General features: G+C 44.5%; 20 protein-coding genes and 1 tRNA gene. 2 read left to right on the top strand and 19 right to left on the bottom strand.

Translation table 11 applies throughout. The annotated features are described in order from the left end of the window. Positions 1-822: 822 nt before the first annotated feature. The 19 genes from ACESOH_RS07610 to ACESOH_RS07520 all read right to left on the bottom strand — a co-directional run bounded on the left by ACESOH_RS07610 (position 823) and on the right by ACESOH_RS07520 (position 13,133). Positions 823-1,038: a BrnA antitoxin family protein gene (locus tag ACESOH_RS07610; protein ID WP_373100585.1), complete on the bottom strand. Its 216-nt coding sequence runs from the start codon at positions 1,036-1,038 to the stop codon at positions 823-825. Next, complete coding sequence (locus ACESOH_RS07605) at positions 1,035-1,319, bottom strand: BrnT family toxin (protein WP_373100584.1); 285 nt, start codon at positions 1,317-1,319, stop codon at positions 1,035-1,037. Before ACESOH_RS07605 ends, ACESOH_RS07610 begins: the two co-directional genes overlap by 4 nt. A 538-nt stretch (positions 1,320-1,857) precedes the next feature. Next, positions 1,858-4,041: a DUF927 domain-containing protein gene (locus ACESOH_RS07600; RefSeq protein WP_373100583.1), complete on the bottom strand. Its 2,184-nt coding sequence runs from the start codon at positions 4,039-4,041 to the stop codon at positions 1,858-1,860. Positions 4,042-4,053: 12 nt separating this feature from the next. Then, positions 4,054-4,503, bottom strand: a complete 450-nt coding sequence (locus ACESOH_RS07595; RefSeq protein ID WP_373100582.1) for a terminase small subunit — start codon at positions 4,501-4,503, stop codon at positions 4,054-4,056. Then, positions 4,500-4,760 carry a hypothetical protein gene (locus ACESOH_RS07590; RefSeq protein ID WP_373100581.1) on the bottom strand — a complete coding sequence of 87 codons (261 nt, stop codon included), beginning with the start codon at positions 4,758-4,760 and terminating at the stop codon, positions 4,500-4,502. The genes ACESOH_RS07595 and ACESOH_RS07590 overlap by 4 nt, the downstream gene beginning before the upstream one ends. Then, entirely contained in the window at positions 4,753-4,980 is a 228-nt protein-coding gene (locus ACESOH_RS07585; RefSeq protein ID WP_373100580.1) for a hypothetical protein, read from the bottom strand. Before ACESOH_RS07585 ends, ACESOH_RS07590 begins: the two co-directional genes overlap by 8 nt. Next, positions 4,973-5,365: a hypothetical protein gene (locus ACESOH_RS07580; RefSeq protein ID WP_373100579.1), complete on the bottom strand. Its 393-nt coding sequence runs from the start codon at positions 5,363-5,365 to the stop codon at positions 4,973-4,975. Before ACESOH_RS07580 ends, ACESOH_RS07585 begins: the two co-directional genes overlap by 8 nt. Then, positions 5,358-5,876, bottom strand: coding sequence for a host cell division inhibitor Icd-like protein (locus ACESOH_RS07575; protein ID WP_373100578.1), 519 nt, complete (start codon positions 5,874-5,876; stop codon positions 5,358-5,360). The genes ACESOH_RS07580 and ACESOH_RS07575 overlap by 8 nt, the downstream gene beginning before the upstream one ends. A gap of 118 nt (positions 5,877-5,994) precedes the next feature. Further along, positions 5,995-6,120, bottom strand: coding sequence for a hypothetical protein (locus tag ACESOH_RS07570; RefSeq protein WP_256821813.1), 126 nt, complete (start codon positions 6,118-6,120; stop codon positions 5,995-5,997). A gap of 8 nt (positions 6,121-6,128) precedes the next feature. Then, positions 6,129-6,869, bottom strand: coding sequence for an antA/AntB antirepressor family protein (locus ACESOH_RS07565; protein ID WP_373100577.1), 741 nt, complete (start codon positions 6,867-6,869; stop codon positions 6,129-6,131). 11 nt (positions 6,870-6,880) lie between these two features. Next, positions 6,881-7,168, bottom strand: coding sequence for a hypothetical protein (locus ACESOH_RS07560; protein ID WP_373100576.1), 288 nt, complete (start codon positions 7,166-7,168; stop codon positions 6,881-6,883). Positions 7,169-7,192: 24 nt separating this feature from the next. Further along, positions 7,193-7,444, bottom strand: a complete 252-nt coding sequence (locus ACESOH_RS07555; protein ID WP_373100575.1) for a helix-turn-helix domain-containing protein — start codon at positions 7,442-7,444, stop codon at positions 7,193-7,195. A gap of 9 nt (positions 7,445-7,453) precedes the next feature. Further along, complete coding sequence (locus tag ACESOH_RS07550) at positions 7,454-7,645, bottom strand: helix-turn-helix transcriptional regulator (protein ID WP_373100574.1); 192 nt, start codon at positions 7,643-7,645, stop codon at positions 7,454-7,456. 188 nt (positions 7,646-7,833) lie between these two features. Then, the gene (locus tag ACESOH_RS07545) at positions 7,834-8,607 is read right to left on the bottom strand and encodes a hypothetical protein (RefSeq protein ID WP_373100573.1); all 774 of its coding nucleotides are present in this window, start codon (positions 8,605-8,607) and stop codon (positions 7,834-7,836) included. Between the two features lie 11 nt (positions 8,608-8,618). Beyond that, positions 8,619-8,894: a hypothetical protein gene (locus tag ACESOH_RS07540; RefSeq protein ID WP_373100572.1), complete on the bottom strand. Its 276-nt coding sequence runs from the start codon at positions 8,892-8,894 to the stop codon at positions 8,619-8,621. Positions 8,895-9,108: 214 nt separating this feature from the next. After that, positions 9,109-10,362, bottom strand: a complete 1,254-nt coding sequence (locus ACESOH_RS07535) for a tyrosine-type recombinase/integrase (protein ID WP_373100571.1) — start codon at positions 10,360-10,362, stop codon at positions 9,109-9,111. A gap of 278 nt (positions 10,363-10,640) precedes the next feature. Beyond that, positions 10,641-10,726 (bottom strand) — tRNA-Leu (locus ACESOH_RS07530). A 12-nt stretch (positions 10,727-10,738) separates the two neighbouring features. Then, positions 10,739-11,089 carry a preprotein translocase subunit SecG gene (gene secG, locus ACESOH_RS07525; RefSeq protein WP_032092092.1) on the bottom strand — a complete coding sequence of 117 codons (351 nt, stop codon included), beginning with the start codon at positions 11,087-11,089 and terminating at the stop codon, positions 10,739-10,741. Positions 11,090-11,198: 109 nt separating this feature from the next. After that, positions 11,199-13,133 carry a DNA topoisomerase III gene (locus ACESOH_RS07520; protein ID WP_373100570.1) on the bottom strand — a complete coding sequence of 645 codons (1,935 nt, stop codon included), beginning with the start codon at positions 13,131-13,133 and terminating at the stop codon, positions 11,199-11,201. 183 nt (positions 13,134-13,316) lie between these two features. Between ACESOH_RS07520 and ACESOH_RS07515 the strand changes: the two genes are divergently transcribed. Continuing rightward, positions 13,317-13,646 carry a YbaB/EbfC family nucleoid-associated protein gene (locus tag ACESOH_RS07515; RefSeq protein ID WP_373100569.1) on the top strand — a complete coding sequence of 110 codons (330 nt, stop codon included), beginning with the start codon at positions 13,317-13,319 and terminating at the stop codon, positions 13,644-13,646. A 78-nt stretch (positions 13,647-13,724) separates the two neighbouring features. After that, complete coding sequence (gene recR, locus ACESOH_RS07510; protein WP_032092094.1) at positions 13,725-14,330, top strand: recombination mediator RecR; 606 nt, start codon at positions 13,725-13,727, stop codon at positions 14,328-14,330. The last annotated feature ends 80 nt before the right edge of the window (positions 14,331-14,410 follow it).

Here is a 14,410-nt window from a genome sequence, read left to right as displayed (position 1 = left end):
AAATCAAAAAGTCACCTATTAAAACGGCTATTATTTATACAATCTAACCGCGGCAAAATTGAGGAGGTGTAAATCGTCTGCGTAAATTCTACCGGCGATAATTTTAGGCGGGCTTAAAATTGCGTTCACCTCTAAATATATTAGTCTATTAAACATGAGGCTCTAATCAATTAGTCAATCTTTTAACGTTAATTTTGATCGACTAACCGGTCCATTTTTGGTCTCGTTGTTTTCCTTAAATTGAGGTTAAGTCCGCCGTTGGTGGATGTTGGGGAATGTCGAAAGGATTGCGTGATAGTTTCCGGAAAATGAAAAAGGTACTCCTAGACGGGGTGGGTGTTCCACGGGTTTAGGCGCGCGCGGTTTTCGGCAGTTTTTCGGGTTTTAAGGCATCATCATCTTCCTTGACAAAACTTAATTTGAGGTTCGCAAAATCCTAATTTGGATTTCGTTTATTACTTAATCAAGTGTTCGTGTTATACGAATGCTTTAATATTTTCATATGGTAACGGTTCAACCGGCTGCATCGTAAAGGTATTTCAACCGTGGCCGTAGCTCTCCTCAAATTTGAGGGCGTTATATTGCCTCGCGCGCGCGTACTGCTGACAAAATTCGAATTTTTGCGAGTCCATAAAAAAGGGCTATAAAAACTGTAATAGCGATAAAACGGAGTTCCGAGGGCGGTATTTAAGACTTTTCCCTTGAACTTTTTACCCGCCCCTCCCTAGTAAAATCGGCTTGGTTCTCGCGCGCGCGTACTGGTCAAAAAATTCCAATAAAAAAGGCTCAATGCAATGCACTAAGCCTTTTCAATCCTTTTCCCTACCAAGTCATCTTTAATTTGCGCCCTTGCTGAACACAATCTTTTAAGTAAAGGTTAATCAATGTTTGATAGGGTAATTTCATTTCTTCTGCCAAGCCTTTGAAATAATCTATGGTTTCGTCTTCAATGCGAATGGTAACCACTTTTTTAGATTTTAGATTATTAGCATAAGGATTTTTAACTCCCTTGCTGAAGTCATATTCTTCTCTCATCATTGCCCCCTGTATTGGTTGATTTCTCGTTTTGTTGCCTTTCTTGCTGAAATAATCCGGATATTGTTATCTCGTTCACAATGCACCACTACAAGCACATTACTTTTTTCACTACGTCCCAACAATAAAAAGCGCTCTTCTAAGAATGAATGATCCGGATCAGGAATTAATAACGCATTGTCATCATAAAAGACGGTGATAGCTTCGTTAAAATTAATTCCGTGCTTTCTTTCGTTAATTTCTGCTTTGTGTTTGTCCCACTCAAAGCCCTCAATGGAAAACATAGCTACCCTTTATCGATTAAAGAATAAATACATTATATTTACACTGACACAAAAAGCAATGTTAATTTAGAAAAGTTTCACCTATGAATCAGCGTGAAGATTTCCTGCGCAAAAAAAATAAAAAAAAGTGTATATATAACAGAAAAATGCCGGGATAACCGGGATAGCGGGATAAACGACTAAATATTATTATTTTTCAAATAGTTAATTTTTCAATTTTATCCCAAAGCACCGGGATAAACTGGGATAAAACCGGGATAGAAAATAATTGATTAAAAAATAAGCGGGATAAAATAGGCTAAAATCGGGATAAAAAGGGTCAAAATCGGGATAAAAATTTAAATATCGGGATAACTTTTTCATTATATCTCATTGTTTTTATTGAATATCTTGTTAGTTTTCTCTGTTTTATCCCGGTTATCCCGGTAAAAAAATCCCTCCTATATACAATTTTTTTCGTTGGTGGATAAAAAAAGAGCAAATCATTTCTGATCTGCTCTTTGATTTTTGATAGCCTGCACCTTTTAAAATAGGCTTTTTATTCCTTTTCTTCCTCTCCCTCCGGTTCTGTGATTGGAATTAATACATAACATCGTGTCTGTTTTTTATCTACACTAGCCGGAATGCGCACTCTGAATCGTGGCGGCGTTTCATTAGAACGTTCTAACATTCCAGCATTGAATAATATTTCATTCGCCTGTTTCTCATTAAATCCCTTAATCACATCTTCTAAATAAACCTGCGGATAAATAAAAAACTTCTCTTTATCGTTTCGTTCATTGACTAATAACCGATAACCTGCCGTATCGTTCGGCTCTTTCTGATTCGGATTAAGGGGAATTTCAATAAAGCGTGCCCCATACCTTAAAAGCCAGCCGTTCACCTGTTCAATAATTTGCTTCTCTTCCCTTGAGTGTAAACCGTACTCATTCACCCATTCATTGAAACTGTGTAAAAGTGCGGTCTGATTTTCCGTCGTTTTCCAGCCGGTTAAATGGCCGGCCATCTGCAGCGCGGTTTCCAGTATCGCAAATCGCCCGGCCACCCGTTTAACCTGCGGGCTGGCATCATTCGGTAACATGGTTTGCCATTGTTCGGCATAGCGCTGATATGCCGCCACCACCGCGCTTTTATTTTCTAATAGCCACATAATCCACGCTTTGCCCATTGTGCCATGGTAACGCTTCGCCATGGCGTTTAAATGGTCTGCATGCGCTTTGCCATTGCCAAATTGATAAAATTGCTCTGCCGGTGTGATAGGGATATTTAACAAGCGCACCAATTGCCCGGCATTGGTTCGGATATGATCTTGTTTGAGATATAACTCTAAATCCTGCTCCCCGGTAGAAAAGGCAAGAATGCGCCAGCGGTTTAACTCTCGGTTTCCGCCCTCCTTTGCCCCTTGAATTTTCCCCACGCCGTTAAATAACGCGTAGGCGGTTTGCTCAACGTGCTTTTTGCTTGCCCCTTGTCCGATTTCATCAAGGGGAATAAAGCCATCATTGCGCGCGGCGGCTTCGTTAATTAGGCCTAGGCTGGTGCCGTTCCATGATAAGCGTATTATGTCCGGCTCGCCATAGATTGAGCTGGCGATATTGGCTATTGTGGTTTTCCCGGCGCTGGATTTTCCGAATAAATGCACGCCGAAACTCTCCACCCCAATTAAGCCAATCAAAGGGGCGCTCAATGCGCACGCCACGCCCAACATCATGGAATGATTGCCTTGAAGATATTGCCCGATTTCCTGCTGCCACTGTGCAAGCGTTCCCTTTGCCTGATAGCCGGCGCCGGTGGCGGATTTGTTGTTAAAATAGACCGGTTGAGCCGGCTCGCCCAGCACTTCACCATTCGGCAAAATGTAAGCATTAAAATCTGCCTGCCAGCCGGTTTCATTCACAATCTGATAAATCGGCTTGTTCTGCGTGTCTTGGAGATAATCCGCCAAATAAGGCTTGAGCCGTTGATTATTCGTGACCCTCAAGCCCTGTTGTTTGAGCAGTTGCCACCCTGCACGCTCGCCAATCTCTGCCCATGGAAGTGCGGTCAAAGTCGGCTCAGTTTTTCCCTGTGGTTGAAAGGAAAGCATCGAAAAATGCTCACTTTCGGAAATGCCCACGCCCACCACCTCCACACAATCGGCCAGCCATTCGCATTTCTCGGTCATCTCGCCCGTATCCTTGTCTAACTTCGGAATCACCCTGAAAAGCCCCGCTATGCCGTTTTCTGTGCGTTTTTCAGTGTAAGGCTGATGATGATTTCGGGTTGATTCGCAAATGAGCTGAATTTCACCGTGATAGGTTTCGCCCTTGCGCAAGCGTTGGATATATTGGCTCACATCCTCCAACACGTCCCCCGCCTCATTGCAATAAACCACGCTTTCGGCGCGGGTCGTTCGGGCAAGATTTAAATAGACTTGTTCCGTCAGCGCAACCGATAAGGCTTGCCCATTATTGGCTTGAATCAAGCGGATAGTTCGGGCGTTTTTCGGAGCAAGGCGATATTGCTCAATGCTTTCCAATATCTCCCCATCCACCACCACGCAAGGGAATTTAGCCGCCGTGTCGCCTAAGGCATTTTCGAGGGCGATTTCATCCGCACTTTTGCCCAATTCATTAAAGTGCTTGGCAATATCCCACGCTTGCGACCCCAAACAGATAGTTACCGGGCTTTCACCGGTAGGATCTTGCTGTTTTAAGTAAGGGGCGTTTTTTAGTTTAGCCATTGTTTCCCCCCTCTAACAATCGTCAAGTTCTAACATTTGTCGTCTGGCTTCTTTGTAAAAATCCAGATCTAACTCAATACGGGTTGCAGGGATATTCTCCCCTTGTAGCTCTAGCGTTTTTCGATCAAAGCCTAATAACTTTGCCTTGCCCATTGTCGCCTGCACGGCGATATTAAACTGCTTTTTACTCAATGCGCCTTTTCGTGCGGTCTCTAATTCGTCCAATAGATCATCTATGGTTAAATTATGGCGTTCTTGATGAGTTTGTTTTAACTCTTCGACCCTTAGGGCGATCTTAGGGTTCTTTTGACTATTTAATAACTTAACGGCCTCCACATTAACAGCCTCATTACTCATTCTTGAGCAATCATAGCTTTGCCGATAGGCTTCACTTGCATTCCCCAGCTCAATATACAGCTGACAGAATTTTTCTTGTTTAGGCGTTAATTCTGATAAGCTCATTGTTCAACCTCCTCGCTCTCATGCACTAAATAAAACCCTTTACTTGATGATTCTTCAGCCTGATCAAGAAAGTGGCTGACTGCGCTTAATGCTGTGCGAATAACGCTTGCAGACGTCATAAAATCATCTGTTTCATCATCTTCTATGTTGTCATGCTGGATTAGCGTTAAAATGGCTTTCGCATAAGAAATTGAGCGTTCAACCTTGCCGGCCTCCACTATAGGCAGTGCGCGGTGTGTAGGAATTTGATTAGTCATTTTTACCCCCTGTCATAAATGCGACGCGATCGCGTAAACGGTTCATTCTTTCCACCAGCAAAGCATTAATGCCATGCAAGGATGATTCAATCTCTCCGGCTTCCAAGCTGTTAAAATCAGCTTTGGCCAAAACATGAATTAAGCACTCAATCTGGCCAAGGCGATTGATTTCGTTATTCAGTAAATCAAATTGAAACTGATCGACGTGTTGATTACGCATAAATCCCCTCCATTTGCTGAAAATCAAAGACAATAGGGGCATTTTGGGCGGGGTTTCCGCTTGGGGTTTGAAAGGTTTTCATTTTGAATGATCTCTTAACAGTATTAGTAAATGATTTGCCAACCTGTAAAAGGTGTGACAAGGCTTCAACTACCGCTGTTAACCGGCTCGCCTTATTCGTGCGGATATACTCCGCCTTATTTCGACGTATAGACCTTGCCACAAATTCAATAAATGATAGGGTGTGCGCCGTTGGCTCATACCCATTGAAAGGAATTTGAGGTATAAAAAATCCGCAAGTCTTACGGGTGCGGTGACCGTTAACAGTAGTAGTACCGCAAATACTACCCATAACCGCGGATTTAATCAAGGATAAATTACGCATAGCTCACCCCCGAAAAAGTGCGGTCATTTTTAAGGTTGATTTTGCCGGCAAGGATTAACACGAACTCGCGGGCTAACATCGCGCGGGCCTGTAGTTCGCTGTCGGCATTAATGCGGATTTTCTGAATTTGATTGGTTAAATCGGTGCGACGTATAGCCGCAAAAATGAATTGGTACATTTGCGTAACTCCACTGAATAAATTTTCAAGAGTTACCGCTTTAAGTTTCGAGGCTTGTTGGCGGTAACGTGTAACGGGCTCGAAAACTGCGATCAGTGGAACACAGCAAAGGGCGAAACCTTTCCCGCTACACGCTACCATAGATAGACGCGCTAGGCGTTCTTTAGGTGTGTGTAAATCACGCATAAAAAAACACGCTTTCGGCGTGCTATGCGCCACTGATAAATTGTTCGAGTTTCGAGGCTCGGCAATCGTTTTTTGCGATTGCGGGGAAATAATGCCAAAATTGACCGCACTTTGTAAAGTGGTTTTTGAAGATTTTTGAAAAGTCATTATGTTTCCTTGTGACTTGGCAAAACTCATTTTTGAGGTTTGCTTTAAATTCAAGAGATTAGCTCGTATCGCGCGCGCGTACTGCTCCCGAAATTCGGTTTTCCCTTCATCATTTCTCTTATTTGATGAGGTAATACCCAAAGGCAAAAGCCACCGCTAATAGCGCAATGCCTCCGCAGCATAAGAAAAATTTAATTCCTGTTGATATTGTTTGCCCTGCTTTATCTGCACCGTTCTCACTCATATTTCCCCCTATGCTGTCAACTGCTCGCTTAAATAGCGCCGGCTTAATTTCTGCAACTGTGCCTTGCGTTCTTGATACGGCATATCTAAATTGATAAGACTTGCATTAGTTTTTAATAAGAGTTTGAGCAAGGTCATCTGATTCACATTAAAACTATCTCGCACTCTGCCTAAAATTCCGCGCTTAGCTTTCCACTGTCGCACGTTCTCACCTAAGACAAGGCTATCTATAAGCTCGTGATTAATGCTGAAATGGTGCGGTTTTGGGGCTTTTCCTTGTCGTTTAAAACTGGCTTGAATGGCATCCGTCATTTCTCGGTTATGGTCTATTGCCGCCAGCCGTGCCTGTGTTTTGGCCAAAGTGTTTTTATAAACCTTAGGCGCAACCTGTTTTAGCTGTTGCTCTGCCTCGATAAAGTGCTGACGAATAGCCCGCCCGATTTCATTTTTCTCCATCAAGCAAAGGTGCTTGGCGGTGTCTAGGGTGATGATATAGTCAATGAGTTTTTGAGGTCGTGCCATTGATGAGTGTTTGTTTTTTGAGCTCGCCAAAACGGGGGAGCTCAAATTCTCTACAATGGCAAAATCTTGATTTTCGATAAAACCGGCTTGCTTAATTCGAGCTTTAATCCAAGTTGAATAATCACGACCGACTTTCAAAAGTCTATGCACATCTCGGGCATTAATGCCTTGGTTTCCACCATCAAGAGCTTGTGTTGTTTGTAGTAAGTTAATAATCTCTGTTTTCATCTCGTTTCCTTCTAAATTTTTGTCATAACATGTTGGGTTTTGCTGGTGGCCAGTCGTTCAAATTCTTGGCGTAATGCTTGAATATCCATTAAGGCAAGGTTGGCCATCTCATTAATCAGGTTAAAAACCTCATTCGGCTGCACGGGTGTTTTTGTGCCGTCAGGATTGAGAGTTGATACATGGCCGGTCATGGCTGAATTTGAAAATTGCTCTATACGTTCAATAATCGCGTAAATTCCCCATAGCGTCGCCTTGTTGCGATTTTCTTCGTTAATTTGAATATTTGCATTACTCATCATTAAAACCTCTCTATGCCCGTTATATTAAGGATTTTGTCTTATGGCGTTTTCATGCAATACATAAACGCCCACGCGGTGAGTTAAGCCGGTTAAATCGGTTTCATCTCGGTAAAAGGTATCAATCACATAACCTTGCTCCCGTAGCTCTTTCACCCTTGCCGGCGGGTAATAAATCCCCTTGGCTCTTAATTCGTGCGTACTATGCGGCCGGCGGCGTAAACACTGCAGAATGAAAATCTGCTGTTCATAAGTGCTGGTGGTGTTAATTGCTTCCATTGAGCCGCCTTATGAGTTGATATAGGCTTGAATGTCGGCTAATCGCCAACGGGTGGAACGACCGCACTTTTTCGGCTGCGGAAAAATGCCGTCTTTAACATGTTTGTAAATGGTGGTGGTTGAAAAGCCGGTAATAGCTTTCACATCTTCAAGGTTAAGAAGTTGTTTTGTGGTGGGTTGTGTAGTGTTTAATGTTTCCATTCTTGCGTTCTCCTGTATTGAAGTTTGTTTTTGAACGCGCACATTAAACTACTGGTTTTTAAAAAAGTATTGATTGAAAGAGTTTTAAAAGGGTGCAACCTTTAAATAATAAAAAAGGGGTGCAACCCTTTACAGATTCACCCCTTGGAATATTAATAAAGCTTTATGTAGTAAGGTTGAAAAGGGCTCTAGCCTTTTTCTTTTCTACCTATAAATTTAGCTTTTAACGGTCTCGTGATTTTCTGAATAGCTTCCGCATTTGTGTTACTAATCTCGGGGAAATTTTCCCTAATCCAATTTTTTATATCGTCCGCATTAGCGATAGTATCGGGCTGTGTTATGTCGTGATTTATCCAATATCGCTGTATAACGGCAAAAATAGCTTTTATTTCGGTGGTTGTGTGTCCATAAATAGAAAAATCATCATAATTCACTGCGCTTTGCTTTTGTGGTTGGCTTTCAAGTTCTATGATTCGTGCTTTTAGCCCTGCATTTTCAGCACGTAGTTCTTCTATGATTTCAGGTTTCATCAGACTTTGATCTGTTTTTATTGTTTGCATTGGGTTGTATGGCGGCAATATCCACTTATAACCATAGTGTTTAGCCCATCTTTCAAGTTCAGAATGCCCAATTGATAAACTGTCATGATGATAATCGTAGTCAGCGGGTATTATTTCCCCGTCTTTAATTTCACCTGATTCTATAGCTCCTTTAAGCGCCATAAATATTGGATAAAATCCATCATTCATAACAAAATGAGTTGGATTTTCTCCTTGTAACAAAGTTACCGCCTGTTGTTCATTGAAATAAGCCATTGAACAATACGGCAATAATTCACTAGATATTTCTTTTTTAAAATTAAATTTGCATGTTTTTACCCCCTTAAGCTCAACACCTAAAGCCGTTTCTAGTTCAGATTTGTTTACATATAAATTCTTTGCTTGCCATTCTTCAATTAACATCTTTCACCCCATCAAAACGGAATATCATCATCAAAATCTAAACCTTGTTTTTTATAGCCCTGGTTCTTATTTATTTTCAACAAATAATCATTCAAAGGCTTCTCTTGTAAAGTTAGACGCGGTTTAATCCCGGTGTGATATTGGTAAACTTTTACTTGTTTTTTCTCCTCTTGTAGAATTGAGTGAATTTGATAAGTCGCATTGATGATATCTTGGGAATTAGCAAATTTAAGCAAATCAAAAATACTTACAAATTCATCTTGCTGCTCTTCACTATTTGAAGTCATAAAACGCCCCTTAACGTTGCCCTTATTTGAGGAAGTGCGACAAATAGCAATAAGGGTTACTATCTTTCAGCGTGGTTAATTACGCCCCGCCTAGTCGCACCTGTTCGGCTTGTTAATTTTTATTGACTCTTATTGTTTCATACGTTTTTATACAGTTCAATACTGTATAAGTGAATTTTTAAAATAGTAAAATGTAGTAAAAACCTAGCGCACTCTAAGCCACAATCTTTAAATGCGGCGTGATAGCTTGAAGTTGACATTGTTCCACATAATCGCCCCACTGCTGTAAAGCCTGTTTGCGGTGTGATAAATATTCGGCTTCGTTGTAAACGCCCCTAATACCTTTAATCGTGTGAGCTAAACACATTTCCACCACATCAGGAATTACGCCTTTTTCATGTAGGTAGGTACTGGCAATTTTCCTTAAACCGTGCGCGGTCTGCCTATTCTTATAGCCCATGTTATCCCTGAGCGCTTTGTTGGCGGTCTGGCTATTGAAATAGCCCTCTTTTGCTCTCATGCTATGAAACAAGTAAGGGGAATTTCCCGCCAGTCTTTTGATTTTCTCCAGTAACGCTTTAGCCTGCTTAGAAAGCGGAACTAAGTGCGGTTTGTTTGCATTGGCTTTAGTCTGCTTCATCTTATGCGCCGGAATAGTCCATAATCCTTTATCCTCATCAATATCTGCCCATTCGGCAGTGACAGCTTCATTCGGTCTAACCATAGTAAGCAGTTGCCAGCGGATAAGATATTTTGTCAAAAGGTCAGTGGCGGAATTATCCAAGGCTTCAAGAAATGCCGGCAATTCATCAGGTCTAATACTCGGGTTTCTCCCGCGCTTCGGCGCCTCAAAAGCGGTTGCGATTTTTTCGCAAGGGTTAAACGGAATAAGAAACAACGAATAAACCGCATAATTTAAGATTGCATTGAGCAGTTTTACGGCTTTGCGGTACATTTCCGCCTTACCTTGTCTATAGGGAATTTCTAGCGCTATCTTCGCCGTTGCCGGCGTAATATCACTAACAGGATAACCAGCCAACACGGGCAAAAGATAACGTTCGACAATCGCCCAATATTTCTTCAGGGTTAATGTTTTGATCTTGTCCTTCTTGCTTTCTTTCCAATGTTCCGCCACCGCCTGAAAGGTGCTTAATAGGCGATTCTGCTCCGCTTGTTCTGTTTTAATCTTGTACTGTTGCGGATCGATATTCTGTGCAAGCAAAGATAAATATTCTTCTCTGACTGCTCTGGCTTGCTGTAACGAAATATCGGGGAATTTTCCCACGCCTAACAATACCCGCTTCTTTGGGCTCATCAACGGCTTGTAATAATTAAACCGCCATAACTTTGAACCGTTTGGCTTCACCAACAAATAAAGCCCTTTCCCGTCCGATAGTGTGTACTCCTTTGCTTTTGGTTTCGCGTTGTTAACCTCAGTATTTGTAAGCGGTTTGGTTAAACGTGCCACTTCAAGCCCCTATTTTTCTGTTATACCGTTAAATTTGAATAAATCCTTTTTAGAAAAGGTTTCATCAGTTTTTAGTTATACTAATTTTTGAAAACTCAAAACATATAACTAAGCATATAACTAAAATTAGCGGCTGTAAACGTAAGAACACGCAAAAAGAAATAAGACTAGAAAAGATAGAAATTTAAGCAAAGCCAATAATAACAAGGCTCTTAAATAAGAAGACGTAAGAAAAAACACAATAAAAAAAGACCGCAAAAATGCGATCTTTTCTAAATTGGTGCTCTGAGCGAGACTTGAACTCGCACGTCCTACGGACACTACCCCCTCAAGATAGCGTGTCTACCAATTCCACCATCAGAGCGAAATACGAGGTTTATTGTGGAATATCGCTGTTTTGTTGTTCTTTTTCCGCTGCGGGCGCTGCCGGTTGTTGTTGCTGAATCTGTTCGGCGGCCTGCGATAAATCGTCAAATGCGCCTTGCTGTACATTGTTGCGATGGGAATTCATGTTACCAATCGCAAGGCTAACGATAAAGAAAACCGTGGCTAATACCGCAGTGGTGCGAGATAAGAAATTGCCCGCACCGGCAGAACCGAATACCGTACCGGATGCACCGCCGCCGAATGATGCGCCGGCATTTGCGCCTTTACCCTGCTGGAGTAAAATAAAGCCGATCAGGGCGATAGATACCAGTAAATAAACGATTAACAGTGCTTGATACATTATCTTATTCTCTTTTTACAAATAGCCATTGATTTAACGTGCGGATATTATCGGATATCCGGCTTATACGCAAGCGGTTTTCATGAAATCATGCCTGATTGAGTTAATTTCATCCAGCGGAAACGTCATTTTTTTTCACCGCACTTTTTCGCCTGCCGCCCTTCCCTTTCGGTGCGGTCGCCTTTGCCGCGCCGCTTAATTGGCGCAGGGCGGTAAAATTGACATAGCGCAGCAGCTCGGGCAGCAAACGGGTTAAATTATCCATAAACTGACGGTAGCTTGCCTGTTTGCGGCTGATGCCGTCCAGCTGCGCTTCCCAGTGCGCGGTCATATCCGGTAGGGTGGCAATATCGGGCAGCGCCTGAATTAAAATCCGCCCGGCGGGCGAGCTGTGAATATTTTTGCCTTTTTTATATAAAAAACCGCGTTTAAACAGCAGCTCAATAATGCCGGCGCGCGTCGCTTCGGTGCCTAAACCGTCCGTTTCGCGCAGGATTTTTTTCAGCGCTTTATCCTGCACGAAACGCGCAATACCGGTCATGGCGGCAAGCAGCGTGGCATCGGTAAAAGGCTTCGGCGGCTGTGTTTTTTTGCTGATAATCTCGCCTTTTTCGCACCACAGCATCTGCCCTTTTTTCACCACCGGCAACGGCGGTTCCTGCTGCTCGTCCTCATCGTCTTTTCCCCATAATTGTTTCCAGCCGGCAATTTGCAGATTGCGCGCCTGCGCGATAAAGGTGCCGCCGGCAATGGTTAAGGTAATTTTACTTTTACGGTATTCCGCATCGGGGCAAAACTGCATTAAATATTGCCGTGCGATCAGCGCATACACGTTCAGCTCGGTCTGATTGAGTGCGACGGATTTATTTTTCGCAGTGGGAATGATCGCATGGTGGGCTTCCACCTTTTTATCATTCCAGCAGCGGTTTTTCTGTTCCGGATCAACAATATCGGGCAGCGGACGATATAGGTTCAATTGGCTGGAAATCGCCGCCAGCACCTTCTGCCGTTCGGCAAAATGCTCCTGCGGCAAATAGCGGCAGTCGGAACGCGGATAGGTGATAAGTTTATGGGTTTCGTATAAGCGCTGACAGGTATCCAGCACCGCCTGCGCCGACATGCCGTAGCGTTTTGCGGCGTCGATTTGCAACGCAGACAGCGAATACGGCAGCGGGGCGGTTTCTTTTTCCCGTTTATCCGTATAATCCGTCACTTCCGCCGGCTGGTCGCTGATACGTTTAACCACATTTTCCGCCAACGCGCGGGAAAGCACGCGGCCGTCTTCGTCCTGATAATCCTCGCAGGCTTTGCTCGGCTGCCAAAGTGCGGTGAATTTTTGCGGATTTTCCTCTTGCGTGCGCACCAGCGCCTGCACCTCAAAAAAATCCCGCGGCTGAAAATGTTCAATCTCCAGATCACGGCGCACAATCAGCCCCAGCACCGGCGTTTGCACCCGACCGACGGACAATACGCCGTCATAGCCCGCCTGCCGCCCGCGAATGGTGTAAGCGCGGGTCATATTAATGCCATACAGCCAATCCGCCCGCGCCCGCGCCAGTGCGGAGGTCGCCAGCGGAATAAAATCGCGGTTGGGTTGCAGCTTATTTACCGCTTTTTCCACCGCATTCGGATTTAAATCGCTGATCAGACAACGCAAAATCCGGTCACGTTTTTGCGCAGACAGTCCGACATAACTGAACACCTCATCCACCAGCAGCTGACCTTCCCGATCCGGGTCGCCGGCGTTAACCAGTTCGTCCGCCTGATGAATCAGCCCGGCAACGATATCCAGCTGTTTTTTTACCGCACTGCGCGGAATCAGCTGCCATTTTTCCGGCACGATGGGCAAATGTTCCAAACGCCATTGTTTAAAGCGGGCATCATAGGCGTCCGGTTCCGCCTGTTCCAGCAGATGACCGACACACCAGGTGACATAATCGTGTTCACCGCAGCGGATAAAACCGTCGCCGCGCTGATGCGGTTTCGGCAGCACATCGGCAATGGCGCGCGCCAGACTGGGTTTTTCGGCTATAAATACTCGCATAACGACAAAATCATTGCTTGTTTGATATAAAAGCGCAATTCTAGCACAGATTTCGCCCGCACTTGTGCCAATTTTCCGCGCCGCCGTAAGGATCATGCAAAGCGCTGCCGCCCTATTCCCAATTTCGTCATTTTTCGTTAAAATGCCCGGGTTTTTTAATTTAATCAGACAGGAAAAAAAATTATGTTTGGAAAAGGCGGCTTAGGCAATTTAATGAAACAGGCGCAGCAGATGCAGGATCGCATGCAGAAAATGCAGGAGGAAATCGCGCAGCTGGAAGTGACCGGCGAATCCGGTGCGGGGCTGGTGAAAATCACCATTAACGGCGCCCACAACTGCCGTCGGATCGACATTGATCCGTCCCTGATGGCGGATGACAAAGAAATGCTGGAAGACTTGATCGCCGCCGCATTTAATGATGCGGTGCGCCGGGCGGAAGAATTACAGAAAGAAAAAATGGTCTCCGTAACCGCCGGTATGGCATTGCCGCCGGGTTTTAAAATGCCGTTCTAAAAACGCCGCAAAATCCGACCGCACTTTTGCCCGTTGCGCCAAAGTGCGGTGTATTTTTTCACCGTTTCGACGAAATCTATGCAAACCAGTCCACTTTTAGAACATCTGATCGACGCGCTGCGCTGTCTGCCGGGCGTCGGGCCGAAATCGGCACAGCGGATGGCTTATCATCTGTTGCAGCGGGATCGCAGCGGCGGCATGGAGCTTGCCCGCGCGCTCACCGCCGCCATGTCGCAAATCGGCCATTGCGAACAATGCCGCACCTTTACGGAAGAAGCGATTTGCACCATTTGCAGCAATCCGCGCCGCCAGCACAGCGGTTTGCTGTGCGTAGTGGAACAGCCGGCGGATATTCAGGCGATTGAGCAGACCGGGCAATTTTCCGGCCGTTATTTCGTATTAATGGGTCATCTGTCGCCGCTGGACGGCATCGGCCCGCGCGAAATCGGGCTGGATCTGCTGCATAACCGTTTACAGACGGAAAATTTCAGCGAAGTGATTCTGGCCACCAATCCGACGGTGGAAGGCGATGCCACGGCGAACTACATTGCGGAACTGTGCATGCAACAAGGGATCAAAGTCAGCCGTATCGCACACGGCATTCCGGTCGGCGGCGAGCTGGAAACCGTGGACGGCACCACGCTGACCCATTCTTTTCTCGGTCGGCGGGAAATTCATTCCTGAGCGCATAACGCGCATAAAAAACGGCTAGTGCAAAATAATCTTGGGGGAAAGATTATGGGGAATGCACTAGCCTTTTGATT

The organism is Necropsobacter rosorum, from assembly GCF_964241405.1.
Taxonomy (GTDB): Bacteria; Pseudomonadota; Gammaproteobacteria; order Enterobacterales; family Pasteurellaceae; genus Necropsobacter; species Necropsobacter rosorum.
This window is presented reverse-complemented; position numbering and strand designations above follow the sequence as displayed.

What these genes read in the sequence shown, in the direction of transcription:
- ACESOH_RS07610 (WP_373100585.1), bottom strand. Translation starts at nt 1,038, where the DNA reads ATGATGAGAGAAGAATATGACTTCAGCAAGGGAGTTAAAAATCCTTAT.
- ACESOH_RS07605 (WP_373100584.1), bottom strand. Translation starts at nt 1,319, where the DNA reads ATGTTTTCCATTGAGGGCTTTGAGTGGGACAAACACAAAGCAGAAATT.
- ACESOH_RS07600 (WP_373100583.1), bottom strand. Translation starts at nt 4,041, where the DNA reads ATGGCTAAACTAAAAAACGCCCCTTACTTAAAACAGCAAGATCCTACC.
- ACESOH_RS07595 (WP_373100582.1), bottom strand. Translation starts at nt 4,503, where the DNA reads ATGAGCTTATCAGAATTAACGCCTAAACAAGAAAAATTCTGTCAGCTG.
- ACESOH_RS07590 (WP_373100581.1), bottom strand. Translation starts at nt 4,760, where the DNA reads ATGACTAATCAAATTCCTACACACCGCGCACTGCCTATAGTGGAGGCC.
- ACESOH_RS07585 (WP_373100580.1), bottom strand. Translation starts at nt 4,980, where the DNA reads ATGCGTAATCAACACGTCGATCAGTTTCAATTTGATTTACTGAATAAC.
- ACESOH_RS07580 (WP_373100579.1), bottom strand. Translation starts at nt 5,365, where the DNA reads ATGCGTAATTTATCCTTGATTAAATCCGCGGTTATGGGTAGTATTTGC.
- ACESOH_RS07575 (WP_373100578.1), bottom strand. Translation starts at nt 5,876, where the DNA reads ATGACTTTTCAAAAATCTTCAAAAACCACTTTACAAAGTGCGGTCAAT.
- ACESOH_RS07570 (WP_256821813.1), bottom strand. Translation starts at nt 6,120, where the DNA reads ATGAGTGAGAACGGTGCAGATAAAGCAGGGCAAACAATATCAACAGGA.
- ACESOH_RS07565 (WP_373100577.1), bottom strand. Translation starts at nt 6,869, where the DNA reads ATGAAAACAGAGATTATTAACTTACTACAAACAACACAAGCTCTTGAT.
- ACESOH_RS07560 (WP_373100576.1), bottom strand. Translation starts at nt 7,168, where the DNA reads ATGATGAGTAATGCAAATATTCAAATTAACGAAGAAAATCGCAACAAG.
- ACESOH_RS07555 (WP_373100575.1), bottom strand. Translation starts at nt 7,444, where the DNA reads ATGGAAGCAATTAACACCACCAGCACTTATGAACAGCAGATTTTCATT.
- ACESOH_RS07550 (WP_373100574.1), bottom strand. Translation starts at nt 7,645, where the DNA reads ATGGAAACATTAAACACTACACAACCCACCACAAAACAACTTCTTAAC.
- ACESOH_RS07545 (WP_373100573.1), bottom strand. Translation starts at nt 8,607, where the DNA reads ATGTTAATTGAAGAATGGCAAGCAAAGAATTTATATGTAAACAAATCT.
- ACESOH_RS07540 (WP_373100572.1), bottom strand. Translation starts at nt 8,894, where the DNA reads ATGACTTCAAATAGTGAAGAGCAGCAAGATGAATTTGTAAGTATTTTT.
- secG (WP_032092092.1), bottom strand. Translation starts at nt 11,089, where the DNA reads ATGTATCAAGCACTGTTAATCGTTTATTTACTGGTATCTATCGCCCTG.
- ACESOH_RS07520 (WP_373100570.1), bottom strand. Translation starts at nt 13,133, where the DNA reads ATGCGAGTATTTATAGCCGAAAAACCCAGTCTGGCGCGCGCCATTGCC.
- ACESOH_RS07515 (WP_373100569.1), top strand. Translation starts at nt 13,317, where the DNA reads ATGTTTGGAAAAGGCGGCTTAGGCAATTTAATGAAACAGGCGCAGCAG.
- recR (WP_032092094.1), top strand. Translation starts at nt 13,725, where the DNA reads ATGCAAACCAGTCCACTTTTAGAACATCTGATCGACGCGCTGCGCTGT.